Origin of the sequence: Providencia sp. PROV033 (assembly GCF_028484855.1) — a bacterium.
In the GTDB taxonomy this organism is placed as follows: Bacteria; Pseudomonadota; Gammaproteobacteria; order Enterobacterales; family Enterobacteriaceae; genus Providencia; species Providencia alcalifaciens.
Genome location: NZ_JAMPSW010000034.1, coordinates 12527 through 37718, shown reverse-complemented (window position 1 = coordinate 37718; position 25192 = coordinate 12527). Strand labels below are relative to the sequence as shown.

General features: G+C 42.3%; 23 protein-coding genes. 9 read left to right on the top strand and 14 right to left on the bottom strand.

Annotation, left to right across the window (positions count from 1 at the left end; translation table 11 throughout):
- The 3 genes from PSF16_RS08130 to PSF16_RS08120 form a co-directional block, all read left to right on the top strand.
- Positions 1–433: fimbria/pilus outer membrane usher protein (locus PSF16_RS08130; protein WP_272689092.1), on the top strand; the 433-nt coding region annotated here is incomplete at its 5' end.
- A complete protein-coding gene (locus PSF16_RS08125; protein ID WP_272689091.1) occupies positions 399–1679 on the top strand; it encodes a fimbria/pilus outer membrane usher protein in 1281 nt (426 codons plus the stop codon). The genes PSF16_RS08130 and PSF16_RS08125, both read left to right, overlap by 35 nt.
- A 49-nt stretch (positions 1680–1728) precedes the next feature.
- Positions 1729–2802: a hypothetical protein gene (locus tag PSF16_RS08120; RefSeq protein ID WP_272689090.1), complete on the top strand. Its 1074-nt coding sequence runs from the start codon at positions 1729–1731 to the stop codon at positions 2800–2802.
- A 60-nt stretch (positions 2803–2862) separates the two neighbouring features.
- Here the strand turns inward: PSF16_RS08120 and dxs are convergent, their stop codons facing one another.
- From dxs to xseB, 3 genes are all read right to left on the bottom strand, one after another.
- A complete protein-coding gene (gene dxs / locus PSF16_RS08115; protein ID WP_272689089.1) occupies positions 2863–4728 on the bottom strand; it encodes a 1-deoxy-D-xylulose-5-phosphate synthase in 1866 nt (621 codons plus the stop codon).
- A 174-nt stretch (positions 4729–4902) separates the two neighbouring features.
- Positions 4903–5820: a (2E,6E)-farnesyl diphosphate synthase gene (gene ispA / locus PSF16_RS08110; RefSeq protein WP_006657201.1), complete on the bottom strand. Its 918-nt coding sequence runs from the start codon at positions 5818–5820 to the stop codon at positions 4903–4905.
- Positions 5821–5823: 3 nt separating this feature from the next.
- The gene (gene xseB / locus PSF16_RS08105; protein WP_006657202.1) at positions 5824–6075 is read right to left on the bottom strand and encodes an exodeoxyribonuclease VII small subunit; all 252 of its coding nucleotides are present in this window, start codon (positions 6073–6075) and stop codon (positions 5824–5826) included.
- A gap of 222 nt (positions 6076–6297) precedes the next feature.
- On the opposite strand from xseB, the gene thiI reads away from it, so the two are divergent.
- The gene (gene thiI, locus PSF16_RS08100; RefSeq protein WP_006662778.1) at positions 6298–7749 is read left to right on the top strand and encodes a tRNA uracil 4-sulfurtransferase ThiI; all 1452 of its coding nucleotides are present in this window, start codon (positions 6298–6300) and stop codon (positions 7747–7749) included.
- 54 nt (positions 7750–7803) lie between these two features.
- On the opposite strand, the gene yajL is transcribed toward thiI, so the two are convergent.
- Both yajL and panE read right to left on the bottom strand, forming a co-directional pair.
- Positions 7804–8397: a protein deglycase YajL gene (yajL, locus tag PSF16_RS08095; protein WP_006662777.1), complete on the bottom strand. Its 594-nt coding sequence runs from the start codon at positions 8395–8397 to the stop codon at positions 7804–7806.
- The gene (panE, locus tag PSF16_RS08090) at positions 8360–9271 is read right to left on the bottom strand and encodes a 2-dehydropantoate 2-reductase (protein ID WP_036961866.1); all 912 of its coding nucleotides are present in this window, start codon (positions 9269–9271) and stop codon (positions 8360–8362) included. The genes yajL and panE overlap by 38 nt, the downstream gene beginning before the upstream one ends.
- A 174-nt stretch (positions 9272–9445) precedes the next feature.
- Here panE and PSF16_RS08085 point away from each other — a divergent pair, with 174 nt between their 5' ends.
- Positions 9446–9937 (top strand): YajQ family cyclic di-GMP-binding protein, encoded by a 492-nt coding sequence (locus PSF16_RS08085; RefSeq protein WP_006657206.1) that lies wholly within the window; start codon positions 9446–9448, stop codon positions 9935–9937.
- Between the two features lie 80 nt (positions 9938–10017).
- On the opposite strand, the gene PSF16_RS08080 is transcribed toward PSF16_RS08085, so the two are convergent.
- The 9 genes from PSF16_RS08080 to PSF16_RS08040 all read right to left on the bottom strand — a co-directional run bounded on the left by PSF16_RS08080 (position 10018) and on the right by PSF16_RS08040 (position 20335).
- Positions 10018–11379, bottom strand: coding sequence for an MFS transporter (locus tag PSF16_RS08080; RefSeq protein ID WP_036961868.1), 1362 nt, complete (start codon positions 11377–11379; stop codon positions 10018–10020).
- A 363-nt stretch (positions 11380–11742) separates the two neighbouring features.
- Entirely contained in the window at positions 11743–12630 is an 888-nt protein-coding gene (gene cyoE, locus PSF16_RS08075) for a heme o synthase (protein ID WP_006657208.1), read from the bottom strand.
- 12 nt (positions 12631–12642) lie between these two features.
- Positions 12643–12975 carry a cytochrome o ubiquinol oxidase subunit IV gene (locus PSF16_RS08070; RefSeq protein ID WP_006657209.1) on the bottom strand — a complete coding sequence of 111 codons (333 nt, stop codon included), beginning with the start codon at positions 12973–12975 and terminating at the stop codon, positions 12643–12645.
- Positions 12976–13590, bottom strand: coding sequence for a cytochrome o ubiquinol oxidase subunit III (locus tag PSF16_RS08065; RefSeq protein WP_006657210.1), 615 nt, complete (start codon positions 13588–13590; stop codon positions 12976–12978). It abuts the gene before it with no gap.
- On the bottom strand, positions 13580–15571 hold the full coding sequence (cyoB, locus tag PSF16_RS08060) for a cytochrome o ubiquinol oxidase subunit I (RefSeq protein ID WP_272689088.1): 1992 nt from the start codon (positions 15569–15571) through the stop codon (positions 13580–13582). Before cyoB ends, PSF16_RS08065 begins: the two co-directional genes overlap by 11 nt.
- 4 nt (positions 15572–15575) lie before the next feature.
- Positions 15576–16568 (bottom strand): cytochrome o ubiquinol oxidase subunit II, encoded by a 993-nt coding sequence (gene cyoA, locus PSF16_RS08055; RefSeq protein ID WP_036961872.1) that lies wholly within the window; start codon positions 16566–16568, stop codon positions 15576–15578.
- 426 nt (positions 16569–16994) lie between these two features.
- The gene (locus PSF16_RS08050; RefSeq protein WP_006662772.1) at positions 16995–17768 is read right to left on the bottom strand and encodes a nucleoside-specific channel-forming Tsx family protein; all 774 of its coding nucleotides are present in this window, start codon (positions 17766–17768) and stop codon (positions 16995–16997) included.
- 276 nt (positions 17769–18044) lie between these two features.
- Positions 18045–19571 (bottom strand): muropeptide MFS transporter AmpG, encoded by a 1527-nt coding sequence (ampG, locus tag PSF16_RS08045; RefSeq protein WP_272689087.1) that lies wholly within the window; start codon positions 19569–19571, stop codon positions 18045–18047.
- A 182-nt stretch (positions 19572–19753) separates the two neighbouring features.
- Positions 19754–20335, bottom strand: a complete 582-nt coding sequence (locus tag PSF16_RS08040) for a YajG family lipoprotein (RefSeq protein ID WP_036961876.1) — start codon at positions 20333–20335, stop codon at positions 19754–19756.
- A 261-nt stretch (positions 20336–20596) separates the two neighbouring features.
- Between PSF16_RS08040 and bolA the strand changes: the two genes are divergently transcribed.
- The 4 genes from bolA to clpX all read left to right on the top strand — a co-directional run bounded on the left by bolA (position 20597) and on the right by clpX (position 25078).
- Positions 20597–20935 (top strand): transcriptional regulator BolA, encoded by a 339-nt coding sequence (bolA, locus tag PSF16_RS08035; protein ID WP_006657217.1) that lies wholly within the window; start codon positions 20597–20599, stop codon positions 20933–20935.
- A 340-nt stretch (positions 20936–21275) separates the two neighbouring features.
- Positions 21276–22580, top strand: a complete 1305-nt coding sequence (tig, locus tag PSF16_RS08030) for a trigger factor (RefSeq protein ID WP_006657218.1) — start codon at positions 21276–21278, stop codon at positions 22578–22580.
- Between the two features lie 483 nt (positions 22581–23063).
- Positions 23064–23684: an ATP-dependent Clp endopeptidase proteolytic subunit ClpP gene (gene clpP, locus PSF16_RS08025; protein ID WP_006657219.1), complete on the top strand. Its 621-nt coding sequence runs from the start codon at positions 23064–23066 to the stop codon at positions 23682–23684.
- A 116-nt stretch (positions 23685–23800) separates the two neighbouring features.
- Positions 23801–25078: an ATP-dependent protease ATP-binding subunit ClpX gene (clpX, locus tag PSF16_RS08020; protein WP_006657220.1), complete on the top strand. Its 1278-nt coding sequence runs from the start codon at positions 23801–23803 to the stop codon at positions 25076–25078.
- Positions 25079–25192 lie beyond the last annotated feature (114 nt).

Here is a 25192-nt window from a genome sequence, read left to right as displayed (position 1 = left end):
GTCGAACTCACGAATTATCATCAGGCAAAACGGCAATATTATTTACCAAACCTATGTGGCTCCGGGACCGTTTGTGATTAATGACATTTATCCGACAGGAGCTGCAGGAGACTTAGAGGTTTCCATTCAAGAGGAAGACGGTTCTACACGTGTATTTACGCAAGCGTTCTCTTCACTGCCCGTTATGCAGCGTGTCGGTGGCTTAAAATATGAAATTGCTGCGGGTCAGTATGATGGAGGGATCACGGACGGCTCTAAAGAGCAGCATTTCATGATGGGAACACTGATTTATGGGTTGCCAAAAGCTATCACGGTTTACACCGGATTATTAGGGGCGAATAACTACTGGAGTGGAATGGTCGGGACAGGGATTTCATTGGGCATTTGGTGCGCTTTCTATGGATATGACGCACGCTCAAACCACGATTTTTAATGAACGTAAACAAGGTCACTCTTTTCGTGTTCGCTATTCTAAAAACCTATCGGAAAGTGGGACATCTGTGGATTTAACAGCACTACGTTATTCGACGAAAGAGTATTACAGCTTTGCAGATTTCAACCAAGCTGGATACCAATTAAAGGAAAACGTCGCACCGTGGCTTAATGGTCGCCAGCGCAGTAGCTTTCAAACATATATCAACCAGTCATTAGGCAAGTGGGGTTCTATTTACTTACGTGGGATGCGCAGTGATTACTGGGGGAAAGCGGATACGGTCACGACACTGGGTCTGGGTTATAACAGTTTTTATCGTGGCGTTAGCTACGGTATTGATTACAGCATCAGCCGTACTGAAGGTAATGGAAATTGGCCTGAAAATAAGCAAGTGAGTGTGAACATGAGCATTCCGTTCAGTATTTTCAGTGGCCACAAAAGTATTGAGAACATTAACAGCACTTTTCAAGTCAGCCATGATAATACTGGGCGTACTTATCAGCAGGTCGGGATTAATGGTCAGTTGCTAGAAAATAAACTTAATTATCAGTTGACTGAGAGTGGCGATAACCAAGATCAGAGCATGATGAGCTCGTTAAGTTTGGGCTATCAAGGTAGTAAAGGATACCTCGGTGGTGGATACAGCTATGGTCGTGATAGCCAACTCATGTATGCCAACGCGTCAGGTGGCATGATTATTCACGCCGGTGGCGTTTCTTTGAGCCAATATATAGGAAATTCAGCTGCGGTAGTGTATGCCCCTGATGCAGCAGGAACAAAAGTCAATAACGGCTCAACAGTCATTGATTTGAATGGTTACGGTGTACTCCCTCATTTGTCGGATTATGCACAAAACGTCGCAAGTTTAGATGTGCATACACTGCCTGAAAACGTAGAGAGTAAAGAAAATGCGTTGAACCTCTATCCAACAAAAGGTGCGATTGTGAGTGCTCATTTTAAAACATTAAAAGGCTATCAAGCCATGATCACCCTACAGCAGCCGCACAATGTTCCGATGGGCGCTATTGCATCGCTTCACCAAAATGAGACTGCAGAAGACGCTATCATTTCTGGCATTGTCAGTGATAACGGACGGGTTTATTTAAGCGGATTACCCGAGTCAGGACAGTTGGTGATTAAGTGGGGCAAAAGTGGCTCCGAGCGTTGTGAAGCGCCTTTTGAAATGGAGAAATCCGTTGAGAACGCGTATTCATCGCTACGTAATTTAACGCTGTTATGCCATTAAGTGGGCTGGATGTTTTATGAGAATGAATACAATGACGAAGAAGATATTAATGAGGCTGAAAAGCGTATTACTGAGCGGTTTGTTCATTTTAATCGTGAATGCACCCAGTCTTTCGGTGACAGTCCTCAATGGGCGAGGATTGATTGGCGTTTATGGCCAGCCAAATGTAACTTTAAGTGGTTCTACCCTGTCATATTCAGGGTATTCTCCTTCTAGTTATGTTCGGTTATATAATTTTTATAATGGAATAATTTATGAATGTCGTAATGACCCAAGAGTTCTAAAGGTTATTGATGGTGTGGCAGGTGTCCCTATAGCCCAAGGCGAAATGATTATCGTACCAGAGATTGTATTTGTTGATGAAAGGCGAAATGCGAGAACCAAGAGTTATATCGATACGATTGTTGGGCATTTTAATGGATGGGGCTCTGGAACTAATGAGCAATTAGGAGTGGACAGCGATTGCTTATGGGCACCTAGACAAAGTTCGCCAGCTACAGGTCAGGGAACTGAATCTGAGATTAACCATTTAGTGGTTGCTACAGGGCGTTTCTTGATCTATGGAACGGGTAATCAAAGGAGCGGAACTTATTATTTACGTGACGGTATTGGGATCTCAATACGAAATCCGAGGGGTAGAGAAATATCAAGGGCGCTGTCTTCGGACCGAGTATACATTGAGGTATCGGGGTTAACATGTACACTTAATGCCCCAAATTATGTGAATTTTGGTCCTCATAGTGCGAGTAGTCAAAGTAATGAGTTACTGGCTACGGTGAAAAATAGCATGTCGGTAAATTGTGACCAGGTGTACAATAAAATCGCAGCAACTATTTCGTTATCGGGTAATGTGAAGCCGCAATATTATTCGGGTAATAGTTTGGAAATCAATTTGCTCGATACACAGAAAAAACCAGGGGCATACGTCAAAATGTATGTCATGGTCAATGGCAATAAAACGCCGATTACCGTAGATCAGCGCCCAATTGATTTAGCCAAAATTACTGCTCAACAGACGAATGTGAGTGTGAATAATGAGTTGGTCTATGAGCTTTATTCTCGGGGTAATAACGTTGCAGGTAAAGTGAGCGGTAGTGCGGAACTGTCTATAATCATGCGCTAAGAATGAGATGGTTTTGCGGATTAATAAGGCGTTACTGAGTTAACGCCTTATTTTACAAAATTATTTATTCAGATAAGCCTTTATCGCGTTAACGATCCCTATGGCATCTAAGCCCAGATCAGCCAATAACTCATCTTGTGTCCCTTGAGGAATAAAGAAATCCGGTAAGCCTAAATTCAGTACAGGGAGAACTTTCTTCTCTTTCATTAAGAATTCATTCACACCGCTTCCAGCTCCACCCATAATCGCATTTTCTTCCAATGTCACAAGCATGTCATGACTATTCGCTATTTCAAGGATTAAGGCTTCATCTAAAGGTTTCACAAAACGCATATCAACCACGGTTGCGTTGATTTGTTCTGCGGCTTCGAGTGCATTGCTGAGCAGTGTACCAAAGCTGAGAATAGCGACTTTTTCACCTTGGCGGCGGACAATTCCTTTTCCTATTTCGAGTGGTGCCAATGGCATTAATTCTGCACCAGTACCAGCACCTCGTGGATAGCGTACAGCGGTTGGACCTTCTTGATAATGATACCCAGTATGTAGCATTTGGCGACATTCGTTTTCATCACTGGGTGTCATGATGACCATTGTTGGGATACAACGTAAGAATGAAATATCGAATGACCCTTGATGGGTTTGACCATCAGCACCAACGATACCTGCACGGTCAATGGCAAACATCACAGGAAGTTTTTGGATAGCCACATCGTGAATCACTTGGTCATAACCACGTTGTAAGAAGGTCGAGTAAATAGCTACGATTGGGTTATAGCCCCCAATAGCAAGACCTGCCGCGAATGTAACGGCATGCTGTTCAGCAATCGCCACATCAAAGTATTGGTCTGGGTACTCTTTTGAGAAACGTACCATACCAGAGCCTTCGCGCATGGCAGGGGTGACTGCCATGAGCTTGTCATCATCTTTTGCTTCTTCACACAGCCAATCCCCAAAAATTTTTGAGAATGTCGGTCTGGTGTCTTTGCTTTTTGGTAACGTAAAAGTAGCTGGGTCGAATTTAGGTACTGCGTGCCAGCTAATTGGGTCTTTTTCGGCCGGCTCATAACCACGACCTTTTTTAGTCATGATGTGCAGGAATTGTGGTCCTTTTAGCTCACGCATATTTTTTAGCGTTTGGATCAGCGCAATAACGTCGTGACCATCGACAGGACCTATGTAGTTAAAGCCCAATTCTTCAAACATGGTACCAGGGACAACCATGCCTTTGATGTGTTCTTCGGTTTTTTTGAGTAACTCTTTGATTGGTGGAATATTAGAGAAAACTTTTTTTCCACCTTCACGCAGCGTTGTATACAGCTTGCCAGAAAGTAAGTGGGCTAAGTGGTTATTCAGAGCACCAACGTTTTCAGAGATGGACATTTCATTATCATTGAGGATCACCAGCATATCGGGCGCGGCATCGCCGGCATGGTTCATGGCTTCGAATGCCATTCCTGCGGTAATCGCACCATCACCAATGACACAAACGGTTTTGCGATTTTTATCTTCTTTTTCTGCGGCGATAGCCATACCTAAACCGGCACTAATGGAGGTTGAGGAATGACCAACACTTAAAATGTCATATTCGCTTTCTGCGCGCCATGGAAAGGGGTGTAACCCATTTTTTTGACGAATAGTGTCAATTCTATCACGGCGACCCGTTAAAATTTTGTGTGGGTAAGCTTGATGCCCAACATCCCAAACAAGGTTATCAAACGGGGTTTTGTAAACATAGTGCAGAGCAACGGTGAGTTCAATAGCCCCCAGTCCTGATGCAAAGTGACCGCTCGAGCGACTTACACTATTTAGTAAAAATTGTCTCAGTTCATCACAAAGCTTTGGCAAGCTCTCTTTTGGCAAAAGGCGCAGTTCATCAGGCGTCTCTGCAAGTGCCAGCGTTGGGTATTTAGCGGTATCTATACTCATTAGGTGCTCACTACTTAAATTAATTAGGGCGATGCCTGTTAACATTGAGCGGCTGGTGACAGTGATTTTTCTTCGTTAAATGCATTTTGTAAGTCGTCACAACAGCTCAAGGTTGTTTAGGTAATCAATGTTATAATTATCGGTCTTATGCATACCAAAAGGCAAAACATATTGTCAGCTTTTGCGCTCAATGACAAAATTGGCTAAAGCTCTTAACAAATCCGTATTGTAGCCTTGGGATTGTAATGATTCTAAAGCAGTGATCGCATCTTGATAGAGTTCTTTGGCTTTTTCTTGAGCCGCTTCCAGACCCAGTAGTGAGGGATAAGTACTTTTTTCATGTTGCTCATCAGCACCTTGGCGTTTGCCCGTCACTGCACTATCACCGATGACGTCTAAGATATCGTCTTGAACTTGGAAGGCTAATCCGATGGATTCCGCGTACTTATCTAAGTTAGTTAAGGCTTGATATCCTTTATGCCCCGCGGCGTAGGCGCCAAGACGAATAGCGGCACGGATTAAAGCCCCCGTTTTGTGCTGGTGGATACGCTCAAGAGAAACAAGATCAACGCGTTTACCTTCTGCATCAAGATCTAATGCTTGTCCTCCACACATACCCGCTAAGCCACTGGCATACGCCAGTTCGGCAATCATCGCAATGCGGTCTTTATCGGAGACATCGGGCATTGATGCGCTAGACAGTAACTGGAAGGCAAATGTCTGTAAGGCATCGCCTGCAAGTACCGCATTACCTTCACCAAATTTGATGTGGCAAGTGGGTTGCCCACGACGTAAGTCGTCGTCATCCATAGCCGGTAAATCATCATGGATCAGCGAGTAAGCGTGGATGCACTCAACGGCGGCTGCGGGTGCGTCTAAATTATCAAGACTCACGCCGAGCATTTCGCCAACGGCATAAGTTAAGAAAGGACGTAAGCGCTTCCCCCCTAATAACGTGCCGTATTTCATGGCTTGTGCTAAGGGGAGATCAGCAAAAGGCAGTGAATCTAATGAGGTTAATAGATACTGATTAACGCGATCATGAGCTTGGCGTTGTTGACGCGCAAAGGTGTCTGGATGTTGTTCGGGCATAGTTTATTCTGTATCAGGTGAAAAATTGTCGAGGGCTTTATTTTCGTCATCGCTCAGCAAAATTTGCACACGCTGTTCTGCTTGCTGGAGGACTTTTTGGCCTTGTTTCGCAATTTGGACGCCACGTTCAAATTCATTTAATGCATCTTCCAAAGGAAGCTCCCCTGTTTCTAAGCGAGCGACAATTTGCTCTAGCTCTTGAAGGGAGTTTTCAAAACTAACAGTTGGAACTTGCTGAGATTTTTCTTTAGCCATAATCGTTAATCACTAATGTTAAATCACTTAAAAGAGGGGAAACTTTAATTATTGTGCAGACTAACTTAGTCTCGCAATGGTTACAATTTATTATTGGTGTTTTTAGATTCAGTACGCAAGATAGTGCTATAATACGCCTCTTTATTGACAACTGGTAAAGTGTACAACAGTCACTTTTTCGCAACGTCCGTTTGCCCCACTAACCAAGAACATGCCACGACTATGAAGTTTATTATTAAGTTATTCCCAGAAATCACAATCAAAAGCCAAACCGTTAGACTCCGTTTTATCAAAATTTTAACGAGTAACATCCGCAATGTATTGAAGAGTCTTGGCGAAGAGATCTCGGTTGTCCGTAATTGGGATAACATTGAAGTGCGTGTTAAAGGGGAATCAAAACACGACGAAATCTGTGACATGTTAAGCCGCATTCCGGGTATTCACCACATTCTCGAAGTAGAAGAGAAACCTTTTACTAGCTTACACCATATTTTTGAAATGACACTGGAAGCCTACGGGGCATCGGTGGAGAACAAAACGTTCTGTGTGCGAGTAAAACGCCGTGGCAAACATGAGTTTTCATCCATTGACGCTGAGCGTTATATCGGTGGCGGCTTAAATCAGCACATCGCCTCAGCGAAAGTGAGATTGAAAGATCCTGACACCACCGTGCATCTGGAAATTGAAGATGACAAGTTGATCCTAGTAAAAGCGAGAATTGAAGGTATCGGCGGATTCCCGATTGGTACGCAAGAGGATGTCCTGTCGCTGATTTCAGGTGGGTTTGACTCCGGGGTTTCCAGCTACATGTTAATGCGTCGCGGTTGCCGCGTGCACTATTGTTTCTTTAACCTTGGCGGCGCAGCCCACGAAATTGGAGTGAAGCAAATCGCTCACTATTTATGGAACCGTTTTGGTAGCTCCCATAAAGTACGTTTTATAGCAGTAAACTTTGAACCTGTTGTGGCTGAGATTTTAGAAAAAATCGATGATGGTCAAATGGGGGTCGTATTGAAACGTATGATGGTACGTGCAGCCTCCAAAGTGGCAGAGCGTTATGGCGTTCAAGCTATCGTGACTGGTGAAGCGCTTGGTCAGGTTTCGAGTCAAACACTGACGAATTTACGTTTGATTGATAATGCATCAGACACCTTAGTATTACGCCCACTCATTTCTCATGATAAAGAACACATTATCAAATTAGCCCGTCAGATCGGAACTGAAGATTTCGCAAAAACTATGCCAGAATACTGCGGTGTGATTTCGAAAAGTCCTACCGTGAAAGCCGTAAAAGCGCGTATCGAAGCGGAAGAAGCTAACTTTGATTTTGGTATTTTAGAGTCAGTCATTGAGCAGGCTCAAAACATTGATATCCGCCAAATCGCACAAGAAAGTCTTGAGAAAGTGCCTGAAGTTGAGATGGTCAACGAGTTATCCGCAGATAACGAAGTTATCTTAGATATCCGCTCAATCGATGAGTTTGAAGATAAACCATTGAAGCTGGAAGGGATTGAAATTAAACACATTCCATTCTACAAACTGAGCACACAATTTGGTGATTTACCAAAAGAGAAAACGTATCTTCTCTATTGTGACCGTGGTGTGATGAGCCGCTTACAAGCTTTGTATTTGAAAGAGCAAGGTTTTGAGAATATTAAGGTTTATCGCCCATAAGTTGTCAGGTGATGTCGAATGAAAAAGCGAGCGGATTAGCTCGCTTTTTTGTTTCTAGTCTTCCAGATAATCATTAATGCCTGGAGGTAAAATGAGCTGTGCGGCAACGTTGGCAGCCGTTTCTCGCCCTTGCAGTAATTCAATCAGCTTCAGCGCAAAATCGAAGGCCGTCGCAGGTCCTTGGCTCGTGAGTAAATTCACTCTTTCATCGAAATAAACACGTCTATCGACCCATTTATGGGCTGGAATTTTGTCCCGCATACTTGGAAAGCCAGTCATGTTTCCGAGAGGAAATAGCTGGTGGTGCTCCAAAACTAATGCAGGGGCGGCACAGATGGCTGCTACAATTTTTCCATCCAAATGCATGCGCCTGACTTTTTCAACCACCAGAGGGCTATCACGGAAAGCTTCTGCTCCTGCCAGACCGCCGGGTAACACGATTGCATCAAAAGGCTCGTCTGCTACGTGGATGATAGGTAGGTCAGCAACCAGTTTAATACCTCGAGATGCGGTAATCTCTAATGCTCCGTCTTCCGTCACACTGGCTAATGTCACCTGTATTCCGGCACGGACCAGTAAATCGGCGGTAGTGACTGTTTCAATTTCTTCACTACCATTGGCGATGCATATCAGCACGGAGGTTGTCATAACGTTGTTCTCGATTTTTAATTAAATGGTATAAGCGGTCATTTTCGGGAGTGGCTAAGCCATGCGCTCGGGCTTTTTTGATTAAAAATCCCGTAATATAGTCAATCTCAGTTCGGCGATGATTTCGCACATCTTGGAGCATCGATGAATAATTTTCTGCACTGCTGTGAATGATGCCATAGATATATTCAGTTAGCTCTGTTTTGTCTGCGTGCAATCCTTCAGCGCTCATCACTTGGCAACATTCATCAATCAGTAGTGCAATCTGTTCTGGGTAGTGGACAAGCGCTCCATTAGCACAGTTATGCTCGATAGTGAGGGGGTTAATGACGCAATTGGCCATCAATTTTCGCCAGCTGGTATTGAGGATTTGATTGTGCCAAGCCACGTCAGGTAGTGCATCATGTAGGATATTGGCAATCGGGTAATAAGATTCCGCTAGGGAGTTAACTGCACCAATGTGAGTGACACCATGAGCGACATGAAAAACTTGGTTATTATCTTGCCATGCGGCATGGGTTGTGACGCCACATAAAAATGGATGACGTAATGTACCGAGCTCTTCCAATGTACCTAATCCATTGTGAAGCAAGAGGATTGGGCTACTTTCAGGTATGATTGCAAGTAAGGGTAATAGGGCATCTGAAACTTGCCATGCCTTCAAACAAACGATGACCAGCTCACTCGAATGAAGGTGTTGGTGGCTATTACAAGGAATTAATTCACGAAATACTTGACCATCGGGCTCATTGACATCGACAAATAGGTCAGATTGAGCCATGCGTAACCAGCCTTGAATATCATGTCCTTGTGAGGAGAGCGCGGCTAGCCAGAGTTTACCAATAGCACCACAGCCAATCAGGGTTATTTTCATCGGTTTTCCCTACTATCTGAGAGCAGTTGACTTTGATTATTGATTGCCATCATAGCGATTTTATTATGATATCCAAATAATTAGTTGTGTTATACAAGTGATGAGCGCTGTCAACGTGGTGTGTGATAATCAAATAGGCTATGATAAGCCGATTGATTATAGGAGAGCGTTAAAATGCCATCATTTGATATTGTATCTGAAGTTGAAATGAGTGAAGTCCGCAATGCGGTAGAAAATGCTCAGCGTGAATTAACGAGTCGCTGGGATTTTAAAAATGTCACCGCAAATTTTGAACTGAATGATAAAAATGAATCTATCAAAGTTACCAGCGAATCTGATTTCCAAGTTTTGCAATTGGTTGATATCTTAAGAGAAAAAATGGCAAAACGAGGTATTGATGGTGCCGTATTGAATGTCCCGGAAGAGATTGTTCATAGCGGTAAAACGTACAGCGTAGAAGTGACCTTAAAACAAGGTATCGAAGCGAGCATCGCAAAGAAAATTGTTAAATTGATTAAAGACAGTAAGTTGAAAGTTCAAGCACAAATTCAAGGTGAACAAGTGCGTGTGACCGGCAAAGCGCGAGACGATTTACAATCGGTTATGGCATTAGTTCGTGGTGGTAACTTAGGTCAACCATTCCAATTCAATAACTTCCGCGATTAATTTTAAGTTTGTTTCCGTTATTGAAATAGCCCGCTATGTTGCGGGCTATTTGCTATAAGTGAATGAGTACGGGCGAGTCGTTAAGCATGAACGATCGCTTCGAGCTCTGCGCGATTAACGATTTTTTTATCAATTTTAATATATATACTCATTTCTTCAGCGATAACAGACACATCCAGTACGCCATTAACCGCTTCTAACTGTTCTTGAAGTTTAGCGATATTTTTAAACCGGTGTGGCAGAACCATACGAATGCTGCTGACATAAGGTGGTTGTTTCATCGTCAAACTGACAATAAACCACGCGGCACAAAGTATTAACCCGCCGATAAAAACGGTACTAGCACCTTCAAATTTATATAACCATCCGCCAAGAATTCCTCCTAGCGCCACACCTAAAAATTGGCTAGTCGAGTAAACGCCCATTGCGGTGCCTTTATAACCAGCGGGTGCTTCCTTACTGATCAATGAAGGTAAAATTGCCTCCATGATGTTAAAAGCAATAAAGAACAGTTGGATGCCTAAGAAAATAATCCACAGTTGATGACCCGATTGCCATAAAACAATTTCTGCTGCGGCTAAGAGTAAAATACAAAATAGGAAAACTTGCTTCATTTTACGGTGTTTTTCTGCATAAATAATGAATGGCAGCACACAGATAAACGCGACTAGCATAGTGACTAAGTACGCTTTCCAATGGTCTTTAGCTAAGTAACCTGCATCGGACATAAGTAAGGGGAGGGCAACAAAGCTGGACATCAACAGTGTATGTAAACTTAAAATCCCAACATTTAGTTTGAGTAGTTGAGGATTGAATAAAACCGCTTTTAAGTTACTTTTAACGAAAGCAGACTCTCGGTTTACAACATGGTAAGTGTTATTAGGGACGACAAAAAGGGTCACGAAGATAGCGCCAACTGCCAATAGCGTAATGCCCCAAAATAAACCACTTAAGCCAACAGCGTGAGTGATAATCGGTCCTAATACTAAGGCGATAGCGAAAGTGACTCCAAAACTAATACCTAAAAAAGCCATCGCTTTAGTACGATTTTGTTCGCGAGTTAAATCAGATAATAAAGCCATAACTGCAGCAGAAATGGCACCCGCACCTTGCAAAGCACGCCCAATAATAATGCCCCAGATAGAGCTGCTGAGTGCAGCAATAATACTGCCCACGATAAAAATGAGTAGCCCAAAAACAATGAGAGGTTTACGACCAATTCGGTCAGACATCAAACCAAATGGGATTTGAAAAACAGCTTGGCTAAGCCCATAAATACCAATCGCCAAACCAATCAAAAACTCGTTAGCACCCTGTAAATGCATCCCATAACTGGTGAGGATCGGGAGCACCATAAACATGCCAAGCATGCGAAGGGAGAATACGGATCCTAGTCCCCAAGTTGCTCGGAGTTCTAGGTGGGTCATTTTATTATCATTCATAAAAATACTCGTTATATTTTGAGCTGTAGCTGTGTTGGCTACGCTCACTAACCCTAGTCACGTAGTTATCTACGTTCCTAGGGATTAGCTTCACTTGCCGCCTTGCTACAACCCAAACTATTTAGAGTATTAAATCTTAATGAGCTTAAATTATTCTTTTTATTTCGGGTTGCAGCTGTTTTGGTATTAATTTAAAGGTAAATCAGTGAGTTATGTTTTTTTATATAAAAGCATTGGCTTATTGATAGCAGGTGGCTATTTAACCATAAAAATCATCACAAAAATATTCGCAGGCAAAGAAAAACGGCGGGAAGTTTGCACTTACCGCCGTTTGAACGCATTTATTGTCAATAATGCAATAAATTATCGGACTAACGCTATAACAGTATCGCTTGAAACGGTTGGGTCAACTGACATCATCACACTCAGCGATGTAATCGCCACGATAGAAAAGATGAACAGTTTGCGAGCCCAAACTCGGTCGTCATTTTCAGTTTTAAAACCTGAAATTGCCATACCGAGCCACCATAAGCTAACTGCAGCGCCGACAACCAGATATTTATAGCCCGCGTATCCGCTAATCGCTAACATTAATGTTGCGACCATAAATGCAAGGATATACAAGAAGATATGCGTCTTAGCGACAGATATTCCCTTGATCACCGGTAAAACAGGGATGTTTGCGGCTTTATAATCCTTAAAGCGGAAAATTGCGATGGCATAAGAGTGCGGCATCTGCCACAAGCTGAATATCAACAGCAGGATTAAAGCTCCAGCATCAAATTCATTCGTGACAGCGCAGTAGCCGATAACCGGTGGTGCTGCGCCTGATAGGCTGCCAATCAACGTGCCATATACGGACTTACGCTTCATGTACAGGCTATACACGCCCACGTACACAATGAAACCAATGAGTGCAAGTAGCATTGCCAGTGCATTGGCTGCTACGAGTAGCAGCACCATACCAGCAATACCTAATGCAGTTGCGTAAATCAGGCTAACTTTCGGGTCAATCAGCCCTTTAACTAAAGGGCGATTCTTAGTTCTTTCCATGATACGGTCAATATCACGGTCGATGTAGTTGTTAAATACACAACCAGAAGCCACGACCAATGATACACCCAGCAAAGTCGCAATAAACAGCGGGTAATCAATTGACCCTTTAGAGGCCAGCAGAAAACCGCCGATCACAGAAATCAGATTTCCGAATATAATTCCTGGTTTGGTCACTTGCAGGTATTGCTTAAACATATCGGCAACTCTTTAGTCGAGCATCATATTGATGTTCAGGTTGTACATAATCCACAGAGAGCCAATAACAACGATACCGATGATTAGCATAGTGAACAGGAATGCAATCAGGTTCCAGCGCTCATCTGATGATGTATTCATGTGTAAGAAACAGACAAGGTGTACAAGGATCTGCACGACTGCCATTCCAACAACAGTTGCCAGAATAACGCCTTGTGACGCTGTTCCATTCATCACCATCCAGAAAGGAATTACAGTCAAAATTACTGACAGAATAAAGCCAATCAGGTATGTCTTAACGCTACCGTGGCTTGCTCCAGTATGAGCATCTTTTGCATGACTCATTTAAATAGCCCCCAGAAGATAAACAACGGTAAATACACAGATCCAAACAACATCTAAGAAGTGCCAGAACAGGCTCAGGCAGTTCAGACGGGTTTTGTTAACCGCAGTCAGACCACGACGACAGTTTTGGATAATCATCAGAATGATCCAAACCAGACCACAAGTTACGTGGATACCGTGAGTCGCAACTAATGCGAAGAAAGCAGATAAGAAACCACTGCGATCTGGACCGTAGCCTTCAGCGATCAGCTCGTGGAACTCATAAACTTCCATCACAACGAAGCCAAGACCAAATAAGAAAGTAATGAATAGCCATAAGTTAACGGCAGCCACTTTCTCTTTGTGCATTGCAATCATTGCAAAACCGTAGGTGATACTACTGAATAACAGTAAGAATGTTTCACCTAATACGAACTGCAAACTAAAGATGTCTCTACCAGCAGGACCGCCAGCAGTGCCATCAGATAAAACCACATAAGTTGCAAACAAGCTAGCAAACAGGATCAGGTCACTCATTAAGTAGATCCAGAACCCAAATACTTTCGTTGCACCTGCATCGTGGTGCCCATGCTCTGCATGGGCTACATTATGATTAGTCATTGTATTAGTTGACATCGTTCACACCTGCCTTACGTAATTCTTCAAAGTGCTTATTCTCGATTTGTTCGATTTCAGCAACAGGTACGTAGTAATCAACATCTTCGTCGAAGCTTTTTGCAATCCAAGTAACAATCATGCCACCGAAACCAACGATTGCCAGCCACCAGATGTGCCAGATCATTGCGAAACCAAAAATTAAGCTAAATGCAGCGATGATAACGCCAGCGCCTGTGTTCTTCGGCATATGAATTTCTTCATATGAAGTTGGTTTCTTATGAGCGATACCCTTCTCTTTCATATCCCACCAAGCATCGCGAGTTTGAATCTGTGGTTCAATAGCGAAGTTGTAGAATGGTGGTGGAGAAGAGGTTGCCCACTCAAGAGTACGTCCACCCCATGGGTCACCGGTTAAGTCACGGTTTTCATGACGGTCACGGATACTCACGATAATTTGAATAACTTGGCAAGCAATACCCAGAGCAATCAGACCTGCACCACACGCAGCTGCAACCAGCATACCGTGATAGGTTGGGTCAATATTCTGGCTCAGACGACGGGTCATACCCATAAAGCCAAGGATATATAACGGCATGAATGCTAAGAAGAAACCGGTAATCCAGAGCCAGAAGGCACGAACACCCCATTTCTCATTCAATGTGAAGCCGTAAGCTTTAGGGAACCAGTAAGTCATACCCGCGAAGCATCCGAATACCACACCACCAATAATAACGTTATGGAAGTGAGCAATCAGGAACAGGCTGTTGTGCAGAACGAAGTTTGCACCCGGAACTGCTAACAGAACACCAGTCATACCACCTACAGAGAAGGTGATGATAAAACCGATAGTCCATAACATTGGTGATTTGAACTCGATACGACCTTGGTACATGGTGAACAGCCAGTTGAAAATCTTAACCCCTGTAGGGATTGCGATAATCATCGTAGCGATACCAAAGAAGGCGTTAACGTTCGCACCTGAACCCATCGTAAAGAAGTGGTGTAACCATACGATGAAGGACATAACGGTGATAACGATGGTTGCCCACACTAGTGAGGTATAACCAAACAGACGCTTTTTCGAGAAGGTTGCTGCAATTTCTGAGAACACACCGAACACTGGTAGAACAAGGATATACACCTCAGGGTGACCCCATGCCCAAATCAGGTTGATGTACATCATCATGTTGCCGCCCATATCGTTAGTGAAGAAATGGGTGCCCAGATAACGGTCTAATGTCAGTAACGTGATGGTCACTGTCAGAATTGGGAATGCTGCAATAATCAGGATGTTGGTACAGAATGCTGCCCAGCTAAATACTGGCATTTTCATCATCGACATACCCGGTGCACGCATGCGGATAATGGTCGCGAAGAAGTTAACACCTGTTAATAGCGTACCGATACCGGATATCTGGAGACTCCATATCCAATAATCGACCCCGACCCCCGGATTGTACTCCAAGCCGGACAGAGGAGGGTATGCTAACCAACCAGTTTGTGCGAATTCACCTACCCCTAATGAGATGTTGATTAATACAACACCCACTACGAAGAACCAGAAGCTCAGGGAGTTAAGGAATGGGAATGCAACGTCACGGGCACCAATTTGCAGAGGAACAACTAAGTTCATCAGACCAACAACAAATGGAGTTGCCATGAAGAAAATCATGATAACGCCGTGCGCTGTAAAGATCTGATCATAGTGGTGAGGGTTTAAGAAACCTTCTTGACCCGCTGAAGCCAGCACTTGCTGACCACGCATCATAATCGCATCCGCGAAACCGCGGAATAACATCACCATCGCAACGATGATGTACATAATACCAATTTTTTTATGGTCAACAGACGTTAACCATTCTTTCCACAGCCATTTCCATTTTCCGAAATAGGTGATTGCACCGACTAAGCCAAGTCCACCGAGGACAATGGCAATCAGTGTAATAACGATAATCGGTTCATGAAGTGGAACTGCGTCCAGTGTTAGTTTTCCAAACATGCCCTTATTCCTCAGCGCCTGCATGAGCATTATGGCTCATATGCATTGAATGACCTGTAGATTCTTGTGCTTGAGCCGTGTTGCCCATGTGCATAGAATGATTTGCTTCATTATTAGCATCTACAGGAGCGTGACCTTTATGGTGCTCATGACCAAACTTCATAATAATGTCTTCATAAAGTTTAGGTTTCACGCTAGAGAAGTAGGTAACAGGAACGTTCATGCTAGGTTTAGCAACTTCGTCGAATGCCTGCATCGTATCCATAGTTTTTGGTGATGCTTTTACTTTCTGTACCCACTCATCGAAGCCTTGGCGATCTGCTGTTGCAATAGCATTGAATTTCATATCTGAGAAGCCGTGGCCGCTATAACTTGCTGAGAAGCCTTTATAGGTACCAGGTTCGTTAGCGATTAAGTGAAGTTTTGTCTGCATACCCGCCATCGCGTAGATCTGTCCACCTAAAGATGGAATGAAGAATGAGTTCATCACAGAATCAGACGTGATTTTGAAGTTTACAGGAACACCAGCAGGGAACGCGATTTCATTGACTGTAGCAATGCCTTGATCTGGATAGATAAAGATCCATTTCCAATCAGCTGAAATAACTTGAATGGTAACAGGTTCCTGATCACTAACTAATGGCTGATACGGGTCCAGCTCATGAGTCGTTTTCCAAGTGATAGCACCTAGAATAATGATAATAATGATAGGAACTGTCCAACAGACTAACTCAATTTTGTTAGAGTGAGCCCAGTTAGGACGGTAGGTAGCTGACTTATTGGACTCACGATATTTCACTGCGAAGATAATCGCCATAAAAATAACAGGAATCACAACAAGGAGCATTAAACCGATTGCAATAAGAATCAGCTCTTTTTGTTTTACGCCAACGGCGCCTTTAGGATCCATCAACACCATATCGCAACCGCCTAATAATAAGGCTGCTACAACCAGTGAGATTGCTCCAATGCTTTTTTTGTAGTTCATAAGTCTCATCCACGACCCCAAATGACAAGAATCTAATTGTCGTTTCATCAGTGCGGGCATTTTACGGTAAGGTTATGCGAGTGTAAATGATTGTAAGGCAAAGAAACGGAAATGTTAGCTTTTTATGTTAATATGATCACATGTAAAGCTTTTGCGTCTAAAAAGTTAAAAGTGCTGCTAATTATAGGTATGTTTTGATAAAACAGTATGAATACTAAATTATCTTGGTAATTTTTCAAAGAAAAATATATACAAAATTGACAAAAAAATATGAAAACAGATTGGATTGTTAAGAGAATTGGTAGGGGAAATTACTGAATTTATTGCCGATAAAGCTAAATTGATTACTTTACCGGCAAAACAATACAGAAAAACTGTTACATTTTTGAAACTAAAGGAAATATATTAAAAATATATACAAGTTTTTCGTTGTCACTAGAAGTTATACTTTAATGTATAAATGATTGCATCTTGATAGAAATCATCACCTAATTTATTGTCAGCATAACGATATTGGACACCGGCTGCTAAATTTGGAGTGGCGTTCCACCAAAAAGCAAGTGCTCCATTTACGCCATCACGACCGCCATTACCATAGCGTTCATGACGAGCAAATTCCATTTCGTGCCAGTTGGTGATCATGAAATTTTCTTGGAACATTTTAAAGTTATAACCCGCAACCCAACCTACGACATAACCGTTATTACCAGAATAATAAGTTTGGTCTACATAATGTAAGGCGACGAAAGGCTTGAACCATAGATCGCCAATCGAAGTGTTATAGCCTAATCCATACAGTGTATTTACTTCATGGAAATTGCCCCCATGCTTATCACCTGGTAAAGACCAAGTACCATAAACATGACCATATAAGTTAAATCCAGTATCTGCGATATAAACGCGAGCTGTTGTTTTTACAGTGTAACGTTGGTTTTTGCCTGGATCTTCATGTTGTTTATTGAATGGGTTTTCAAGATCAAAGAATCCATACAGTTCACCCCAATTAAAGTTAGCGCCGCCTTCGAGCTCGAGGTAAGCAAAATCTTCCTTATGAGTTGTATTCTTAGATTTGTTTACTGTATGACGGGACCAGTCAAGATAGTTCACGTTGATGTCTGCGAAACCATTCTGATACCCAAGAAAATTTTCAGCATTCGCGGTTCCTGCTAATGATGTTAAAGCAGCAGCGCAGAGTAGTGTTTTTTTCATAAGACATTATTTTCATTTATGTATTAATAAAAATTAGTTGCTACGCAAATTTTCAGCTTGTCAACTAATCATCCTCAAACGTGTGAGATATTAGGCTTTACATTTGTAATTAAAAAACATATTTCAAAGGATGAGTGATGAGTATCACGTTTTTATCAATCTTTAGGTGATATTTGCTAGGGAGATCTAATTTGGGAAAATAGGAGAGATTCCCCAAATTAATTAGTTCAAATTGGGGAATCTTGAATTAGATAGAATGAAAATTCTTCAAAAACATTATGCTAGTTTATGTCTTGTTGCTTTTCGGACAGCCAAGTAGTCGAGTGTACCACCCACAATAAGGCTCATAGATCCAATAGCTATCCCAATGTTAAATATGAGGTTTTGATAGTAAGGAAGCGCTAACCATAGTGATAGATGGGAAGTAAACAAGTAAACTTTCACGCTGGCAAATGATGTGATTAGCAAACTGATTAACCAGACAGCCAATATAGATGCGGCAATAATTAGGGCATAAACTGCTATTTTGTAGGCTTTAGGGAATAATTCTCTGCGCTGGAATTCCCCTGTTGTTTGGGTGTAAACCAGCGAAGTGCGGCAAGCGAGTAGTAATAAAACGCCAGGAACAGCCACACCAATGGAAATTAAATAGAATAGTGGCCAGCCATAGGTACTGACAAAAATACTAGCAACAGGACCAATATAAACACGACCTACTGCGGATAAGGCTGAAAGCAGCGCAAATTGTGTTGCTGATAACGATTTATTACATAGGGTCATTAATAGGGCAACAAAGGCCGCAGTTCCCATACCTGAAAAAATATTTTCGAGGAAAATAATGGATCCCATACTAATAATATTGGGTGGTGTAACAGCAAGGAACCAGTAACCAATATTAGAGCCACCTTGAAGTACACCAAAGACAAGTAGAGCTTTAAATAAGCTCATGTTTTTCATTAAATAACCGCCAAATAGTGCCCCGATAATGGTAGCCGCCATTCCAACGGTTTTATTGACCGTTCCCACCTCACTTAAGCTAAAGCCAAGGGCATTCAACAAAAAGTTGGTATTCAATGCCATGACAAACGCATCACCCATCTTATAAAAGATTAAAAGCAATAAAATGAGCCAAGCGTTATTTCGACTGAAAAACTCGGCAAGTGGCTCATAAATAGCATCTTTTAGGGATGTCGGTGGCGCGGTATTTTCTTGAGGCTCTTTCGCAAAAAGTGTCGCGAAAATACCGATAAACATCAGTCCAGCCATGCACAAATAAAGTTGTTGCCACGTGAGAAATTTGTCAGCAAGCCACAGTGCCAATCCGCCAGAAACCAACATACTTATGCGATAACCCATGACGGACGTTGCTGCGCCAATACCACGCTCTTCTGCACTTAGTAAGTCAGTTTTATATGCATCGAAAACAATGTCTTGGGAGGCGGAACAGAAAGCGACTGTGACCGCCAGCGCTGCTAACCACCAAAGATGTTCTGAAGGATTCATAAAGCTCATTCCAGCAATGCTGATAACAAGCAGAATCTGTGTTGTTAATAACCACCCACGACGGCGCCCCAAAAATGGTGGGGTATAGCGATCCATCATGGGAGACCATAGAAATTTTAAAACATAAGCTTGACCAACAAGGGAAAAGAAACCGATGGTTTTAATATCAATTTTTTCAACGGTTAACCAAGCTTGCAATGTTCCAGCGGTCAATGCCAGAGGCAATCCTGAAACGAATCCCAGTAAAATTAAGGTGATATTATTGGGTAGTGTAAAATTGGGCTGTGTAAAACGTGGCATTATTCCCTCATCGCCTGATGCTGGTGTATTACATTGCGCGAAGAGTTGCGCAGCAGAAAGATAGAAACAGCCCAAGCTATCTGTATTAAAAGTATAGCTTGGGATGGTTGGGGGCGGCGGATGCTTTGCCTAGCCTCGAAAAACCTGAATGATACTAGTATGAAATCATTCGGAATGCGCGATTAATATCGTGAATTTTGTCTGATAAAATCGGCGAGTTCTTGGTCTTTAGCCATATCGGAAATTAAATCACTTAACGCTAAGTTAATCGCAGCTTCAATTTTTTCGTTAGTTGCGCCTAACGTTCCTTGAGTATTGTAATTACGGCTATAAGTTCGGGTTTTTGTCGAACCATTCGGCGCAGTTGCATTGACGGCTACGCTGGAGTTAACTGTAATATTATGTCGTAAGCTTCCTTCGCTTACTTGAGTGTTCAGCTTGTTTAACTGGACAACTAAGTTGATATTCGCTGGGGAAGTCACCATAAACCCACGTGCTGCCATCTGTTTTTCAACCGCTTCTTGCATTAAATAACGAGGGTCGCGAGAAGGGTTCAGAACCACTAAACTTCCGTTGCGATTAATTTCAGCTAATGAACGGTTTGGACGGTTATCAACGCTACTTACACTAATTGAAGTGGCATTTAATGTTGGATTTTTTGCGGGTAAGGCAATTTTAGGTTCGAGGGATAGCGTATTCGACGGTGCTGTACAGCCCGCTAATAAAAATAACGCAAAAAGTGGAAAACACAGTCTTCTTAACATAATTCTTCCCAGTTCATCTTTCCTAATTGAAAATGTTCCGTTATGGTTCGGGGTGCAACAACTCAACACTATTAGACAACAGTTTGAGAAAAAATTCGCATAAATGTGCAGTTGAAGAATATTTTGCGTTCCCAGACCATGGTCCTAACAATGTCGATGCTATTATCCGCTATTTCCATAATAAGAAGATAGCCATTAACGGTATACTAGGGCGATTTTTTTCTGTGTGCTTTACTGCATTCAATTAATTTAGGAGTCTCTATGGGCGCCAATGTGTCACAAACGATGCAGTCTCGAGTGAGTGAAAAGCTAAAGACTGCATTTGAACCGGAACACATGGAGGTGATCAATGAAAGTCATCAACATAATGTTTTGCCGGGTTCAGAGAGCCATTTTAAAGTGGTTTTGGTCAGCGATAAATTTGAAAACAAACGTATGATTGGTCGTCATCGTGAAATTTATGCTATTTTGGCAGACGAGCTTGCAGGTGGCATCCATGCATTAGCATTACATACCTATACACCGAAAGAGTGGAATGAATTAGCAAATACTGCGCTAAAATCGCCAGCTTGTCGTGGTGTAGGTGGTGTGAATCGCTAATTCAATGCGTCGATGGTAACAAAGCAGCAAAAATATGTTTGTTTAAGTCACCGCAAGTGAACATTTTTTCCTCAGTTTGAGAGAGAAAAATGAATTTTTAGTCAGAAAAGTCACAAATAAAGAGGAATGATCGCTTCTTTTATCGGCTTTTCTCGACTCAGAGCGCATGCATCGGTATAATGCTGCGTCTAATTTTCAGTAAGGTTTCGGGACGCTTCTGATATCAGGGATGACCGTTATGAAAGTAACGCCCCCGGTTCTGGAAGGGAGATTGCCGTTATGATTTAATGGCATAACTCTGGAGTAGACCGATCACTAAGATTTATTTTGAGGTAAGAAGATGCAAGTTTCTGTTGAAACGACTCAAGGCCTTGGGCGTCGTGTAACAATCACCGTTCCTGCCACTGATATTGAAAAAGCGCTGAATAGCGAGCTGGTAAACGTTGCTAAGAAAGTTCGTGTTGATGGTTTCCGTAAAGGGAAAGTACCAATGCACATCGTTAAACAACGCTACGGTGCGTCTGTAATGCAAGACGTTCTGGGTGATGTGATGCAACGTAACTTTATCAATGCAATCATTGAACAAAAAATCAATCCAGCTGGTGCTCCAAGCTACAAACCAGAAATGTTCGAAGACGGTAAAGACTTCGTTTATGCGGTTGAGTTTGAAGTGTACCCAGAAATCGAATTAAAAGGTTTTGAAACTATCGAAGTTGAAAAACCAGCTGTAACCGTGAAAGACGAAGACCTCGACAACATGCTGGAAACTCTGCGTAAGCAACAAGCACAGTGGAAAGAAGTTGAAGATGCAGCGACTGCTGATTCACGTATCACTATTAACTTCACTGGTTCTATCGACGGTGAAGAGTTTGAAGGTGGTAAAGCTGAAGACTTCGCACTGGTTATGGGCGAAGGTCGTATGATCCCAGGCTTCGAAGAAGGCGTTGTGGGTCATAAAGCGGGTGAAGAATTCGATATCGAAGTTAACTTCCCAGAAGATTACCATGCAGAAAATCTGAAAGGTAAAGCGGCTAAGTTTGCTATCGTTCTGAAGAAAGTAGAGCAACGTGAACTACCAGAATTTACTGAAGAATTCGTTAAGCGTTTCGGTATCGCTGACGGTTCAGTAGACGGTCTGCGTGCAGAAGTTCGTAAAAACATGGAACGTGAACTGAAAAATGCAGTTCGTAACCGTGTGAAAGCGCAAGTTCTAGATGGTCTGGTTAACGCTAACGAAATCGAAGTTCCAGCAGCAGTTGTTGATGGTGAAATCGATGTTCTGCGTCGTCAAGCTGCACAGCGTTTTGGTGGCAACGAAAAACAAGCGATGGAATTACCACGTGAACTGTTCGAAGAACAAGCTAAGCGTCGCGTAATTGTTGGTCTGCTGTTAGGCGAAGTTATTCGTACTAATGAGCTGAAAGCTGACGAAGATCGCGTTAAAGCGCTGATCGAAGACATGGCATCTGCTTACGAAGATCCATCAGAAGTTATTGAATACTACAGCAAAAATGAAGAGCTGATGAACAGTGTTCGTAACTTAGCGTTAGAAGAGCAAGCTGTAGAAACGATTCTGGCAGCGGCTAAAGTGACTGAAAAAGAAACTAACTTCACTGAGCTGATGAACCAAGTTCAAGCTGGTTAATTTTTCTTTTTAGCAGTACAAAACAAAAACCCGTAGTGTTTCACTGCGGGTTTTTTGTCAATTAGAGCCGTAATATTTAGACTTTGTGCAAATCATCTTGAAAATTACATTTAAACCCTAATTATAATAAGAGTCATCAAAATATTGTTCGCAGGATGATGAGCGGATTTTTGTGTGGAACACGTTTTTCAGCAGTATAAAACCGTGTAACTAGATAGACTTGTGTTAAACTCTTTAACAGAGCATCTTGCTTATCACAGTGTTTCTAACTGTGTTCTGGCTTAATTCTTCTGTCACTTTTTAACCTATTATTTAAAAAGTGGCTAAAATAATGAAGTAAGCGAAGATCATAAGCATACAGATACAACTAATTTAGAAAACGTGTTTTTTAGAAATATTGTTTGTAGCACAATTCCTGCCCAAAATGGCGGACAGACAGCAAATTAGGCGCAAGCACCAGAAAGTTTTTAATAGGAGATTTCGATGTCACATTTTGGCGGTCAGGAGCAGTTAGCATCCCAAATGGCACTTGTGCCAATGGTTATCGAGCAAACCTCTCGAGGTGAACGCTCATATGATATTTATTCACGTCTCTTAAAAGAACGTATTATCTTCCTAACGGGTCAAGTGGAAGATCATATGGCGAACTTAATTGTCGCTCAAATGCTATTTCTTGAAGCAGAAAACCCAGAAAAAGATATTCAACTGTATATTAACTCACCAGGTGGTGTGATCACCGCTGGGATGTCAATTTACGATACCATGCAATTTATTAAGCCGGATGTTAGCACTATCTGTATGGGACAAGCGTGTTCAATGGGCGCGTTTTTATTAACCGCAGGTACAAAAGGTAAACGTTTCTGCTTACCAAACTCCCGCGTTATGATCCACCAACCATTAGGTGGCTATCAAGGCCAAGCGACGGACATTGAAATCCACGCCCAAGAAATCTTGAAAGTGAAGTCACGCATGAATGAATTGATGGCTCAGCATACTGGGAAATCCATCGAAGAAATTAGTCGCGATACAGAACGCGACCGTTTCTTATCCGCAAATGAAGCAAAAGAATATGGTTTAGTTGACCATATTTATACTAGCCGTTAATTTGCGAGCATTTTGATATAATTCGTTTATATCTTAAAATTTTTGAAAATTTGTTGCCTTGTTTTGCTACGAAAGCTAGATAAACAAGGCATTATAAATATAAGTGAGGTCTACTGATGACAGATAAACGCAAAGAGGGGGCAGGTAAATTACTGTACTGTTCTTTCTGCGGAAAAAGTCAGCATGAAGTGCGTAAGCTGATTGCCGGTCCGTCAGTCTATATTTGTGATGAGTGTGTGGATTTGTGCCTCGACATCATCCGTGAAGAAATCAAAGAACTGGCTCCGCATCGTGAGCGTAGTGAATTGCCGACTCCCCATGAAATCAGACAGCATCTTGACGACTACGTTATTGGCCAAGAAAAAGCTAAAAAAGTCTTAGCGGTTGCGGTTTATAACCACTATAAACGCCTTCGTAATGGCGATAAAACTAGTGATGGCGTGGAATTAGGCAAAAGTAATATTCTGCTAATCGGTCCTACTGGTAGCGGTAAAACATTATTAGCAGAAACCTTAGCGCGTTATCTGGATGTGCCATTCACAATGGCAGATGCGACGACATTGACTGAAGCAGGTTATGTGGGTGAAGACGTTGAAAACATCATTCAGAAGCTGTTGCAAAAATGTGATTATGACGTCGAAAAAGCTCAGCGTGGTATCGTGTATATCGATGAAATTGATAAAATTTCGCGCAAGTCTGATAACCCATCTATTACGCGCGATGTATCCGGTGAAGGGGTGCAGCAAGCATTACTGAAACTGATCGAAGGTACTGTTGCAGCTGTTCCACCACAAGGTGGTCGTAAGCATCCTCAACAAGAATTTTTACAGGTAGATACCTCGAAAATTCTGTTTATCTGTGGTGGTGCATTCGCAGGTCTGGATAAAGTGATTGGTCAGCGTCTGAATACTCGTTCGGGTATCGGTTTCGCAGCACAAGTTAAAGGCGAATCAGAGAAGGCTACTGAGGGGGAATTACTCACTCAAGCTGAACCTGAAGATTTGATCAAGTTTGGTTTGATCCCTGAATTCATTGGGCGTCTTCCAGTCGTTGCTACACTGACTGAGTTGAGTGAAGAAGCACTTATTCAGATTCTGAAAGAGCCTAAGAATGCGTTAACTAAGCAATACCAAGCGCTGTTTAATTTAGAAGGTACTGAATTAGAGTTCCGTGAAGAAGCATTAACAGCGATTGCGAAAAAAGCAATGGCGCGTAAAACGGGAGCTCGAGGCTTACGTTCAATTGTTGAAGCTGCCTTGCTAAATACCATGTATGACCTACCTTCAATGAGTGATGTTGAAAAAGTGGTTGTAGATGAAAACGTGATTAATGAACAGTCTGAACCGCTGCTGATATACAGCAAGCCGGATGCTCAAGCTTCTGGTGATAATTAACTTCTCACCTGTGTTCAATAAATAATCAAATAAAATGAGGGGGAACCCTCATTTTGTTTTTTATGCTTAACTAACCATTGAATGCTAAAATCTTGTCCCCATATAGTTTATATT

What these genes read in the sequence shown, in the direction of transcription:
- panE (WP_036961866.1), bottom strand. Translation starts at nt 9,271, where the DNA reads ATGAAAATAACCCTGATTGGCTGTGGTGCTATTGGTAAACTCTGGCTA.
- cyoE (WP_006657208.1), bottom strand. Translation starts at nt 12,630, where the DNA reads ATGTTTAAGCAATACCTGCAAGTGACCAAACCAGGAATTATATTCGGA.
- PSF16_RS08070 (WP_006657209.1), bottom strand. Translation starts at nt 12,975, where the DNA reads ATGAGTCATGCAAAAGATGCTCATACTGGAGCAAGCCACGGTAGCGTT.
- PSF16_RS08065 (WP_006657210.1), bottom strand. Translation starts at nt 13,590, where the DNA reads ATGTCAACTAATACAATGACTAATCATAATGTAGCCCATGCAGAGCAT.
- PSF16_RS08120 (WP_272689090.1), top strand. Translation starts at nt 1,729, where the DNA reads ATGAGGCTGAAAAGCGTATTACTGAGCGGTTTGTTCATTTTAATCGTG.
- PSF16_RS08050 (WP_006662772.1), bottom strand. Translation starts at nt 17,768, where the DNA reads ATGAAAAAAACACTACTCTGCGCTGCTGCTTTAACATCATTAGCAGGA.
- dxs (WP_272689089.1), bottom strand. Translation starts at nt 4,728, where the DNA reads ATGAGTATAGATACCGCTAAATACCCAACGCTGGCACTTGCAGAGACG.
- tig (WP_006657218.1), top strand. Translation starts at nt 21,276, where the DNA reads ATGCAAGTTTCTGTTGAAACGACTCAAGGCCTTGGGCGTCGTGTAACA.
- PSF16_RS08080 (WP_036961868.1), bottom strand. Translation starts at nt 11,379, where the DNA reads ATGAATGATAATAAAATGACCCACCTAGAACTCCGAGCAACTTGGGGA.
- cyoB (WP_272689088.1), bottom strand. Translation starts at nt 15,571, where the DNA reads ATGTTTGGAAAACTAACACTGGACGCAGTTCCACTTCATGAACCGATT.
- xseB (WP_006657202.1), bottom strand. Translation starts at nt 6,075, where the DNA reads ATGGCTAAAGAAAAATCTCAGCAAGTTCCAACTGTTAGTTTTGAAAAC.
- PSF16_RS08085 (WP_006657206.1), top strand. Translation starts at nt 9,446, where the DNA reads ATGCCATCATTTGATATTGTATCTGAAGTTGAAATGAGTGAAGTCCGC.
- clpX (WP_006657220.1), top strand. Translation starts at nt 23,801, where the DNA reads ATGACAGATAAACGCAAAGAGGGGGCAGGTAAATTACTGTACTGTTCT.
- ispA (WP_006657201.1), bottom strand. Translation starts at nt 5,820, where the DNA reads ATGCCCGAACAACATCCAGACACCTTTGCGCGTCAACAACGCCAAGCT.
- thiI (WP_006662778.1), top strand. Translation starts at nt 6,298, where the DNA reads ATGAAGTTTATTATTAAGTTATTCCCAGAAATCACAATCAAAAGCCAA.
- bolA (WP_006657217.1), top strand. Translation starts at nt 20,597, where the DNA reads ATGGGCGCCAATGTGTCACAAACGATGCAGTCTCGAGTGAGTGAAAAG.
- PSF16_RS08040 (WP_036961876.1), bottom strand. Translation starts at nt 20,335, where the DNA reads ATGTTAAGAAGACTGTGTTTTCCACTTTTTGCGTTATTTTTATTAGCG.
- ampG (WP_272689087.1), bottom strand. Translation starts at nt 19,571, where the DNA reads ATGCCACGTTTTACACAGCCCAATTTTACACTACCCAATAATATCACC.
- PSF16_RS08125 (WP_272689091.1), top strand. Translation starts at nt 399, where the DNA reads ATGGATATGACGCACGCTCAAACCACGATTTTTAATGAACGTAAACAA.
- yajL (WP_006662777.1), bottom strand. Translation starts at nt 8,397, where the DNA reads ATGACAACCTCCGTGCTGATATGCATCGCCAATGGTAGTGAAGAAATT.
- clpP (WP_006657219.1), top strand. Translation starts at nt 23,064, where the DNA reads ATGTCACATTTTGGCGGTCAGGAGCAGTTAGCATCCCAAATGGCACTT.
- cyoA (WP_036961872.1), bottom strand. Translation starts at nt 16,568, where the DNA reads ATGAGACTTATGAACTACAAAAAAAGCATTGGAGCAATCTCACTGGTT.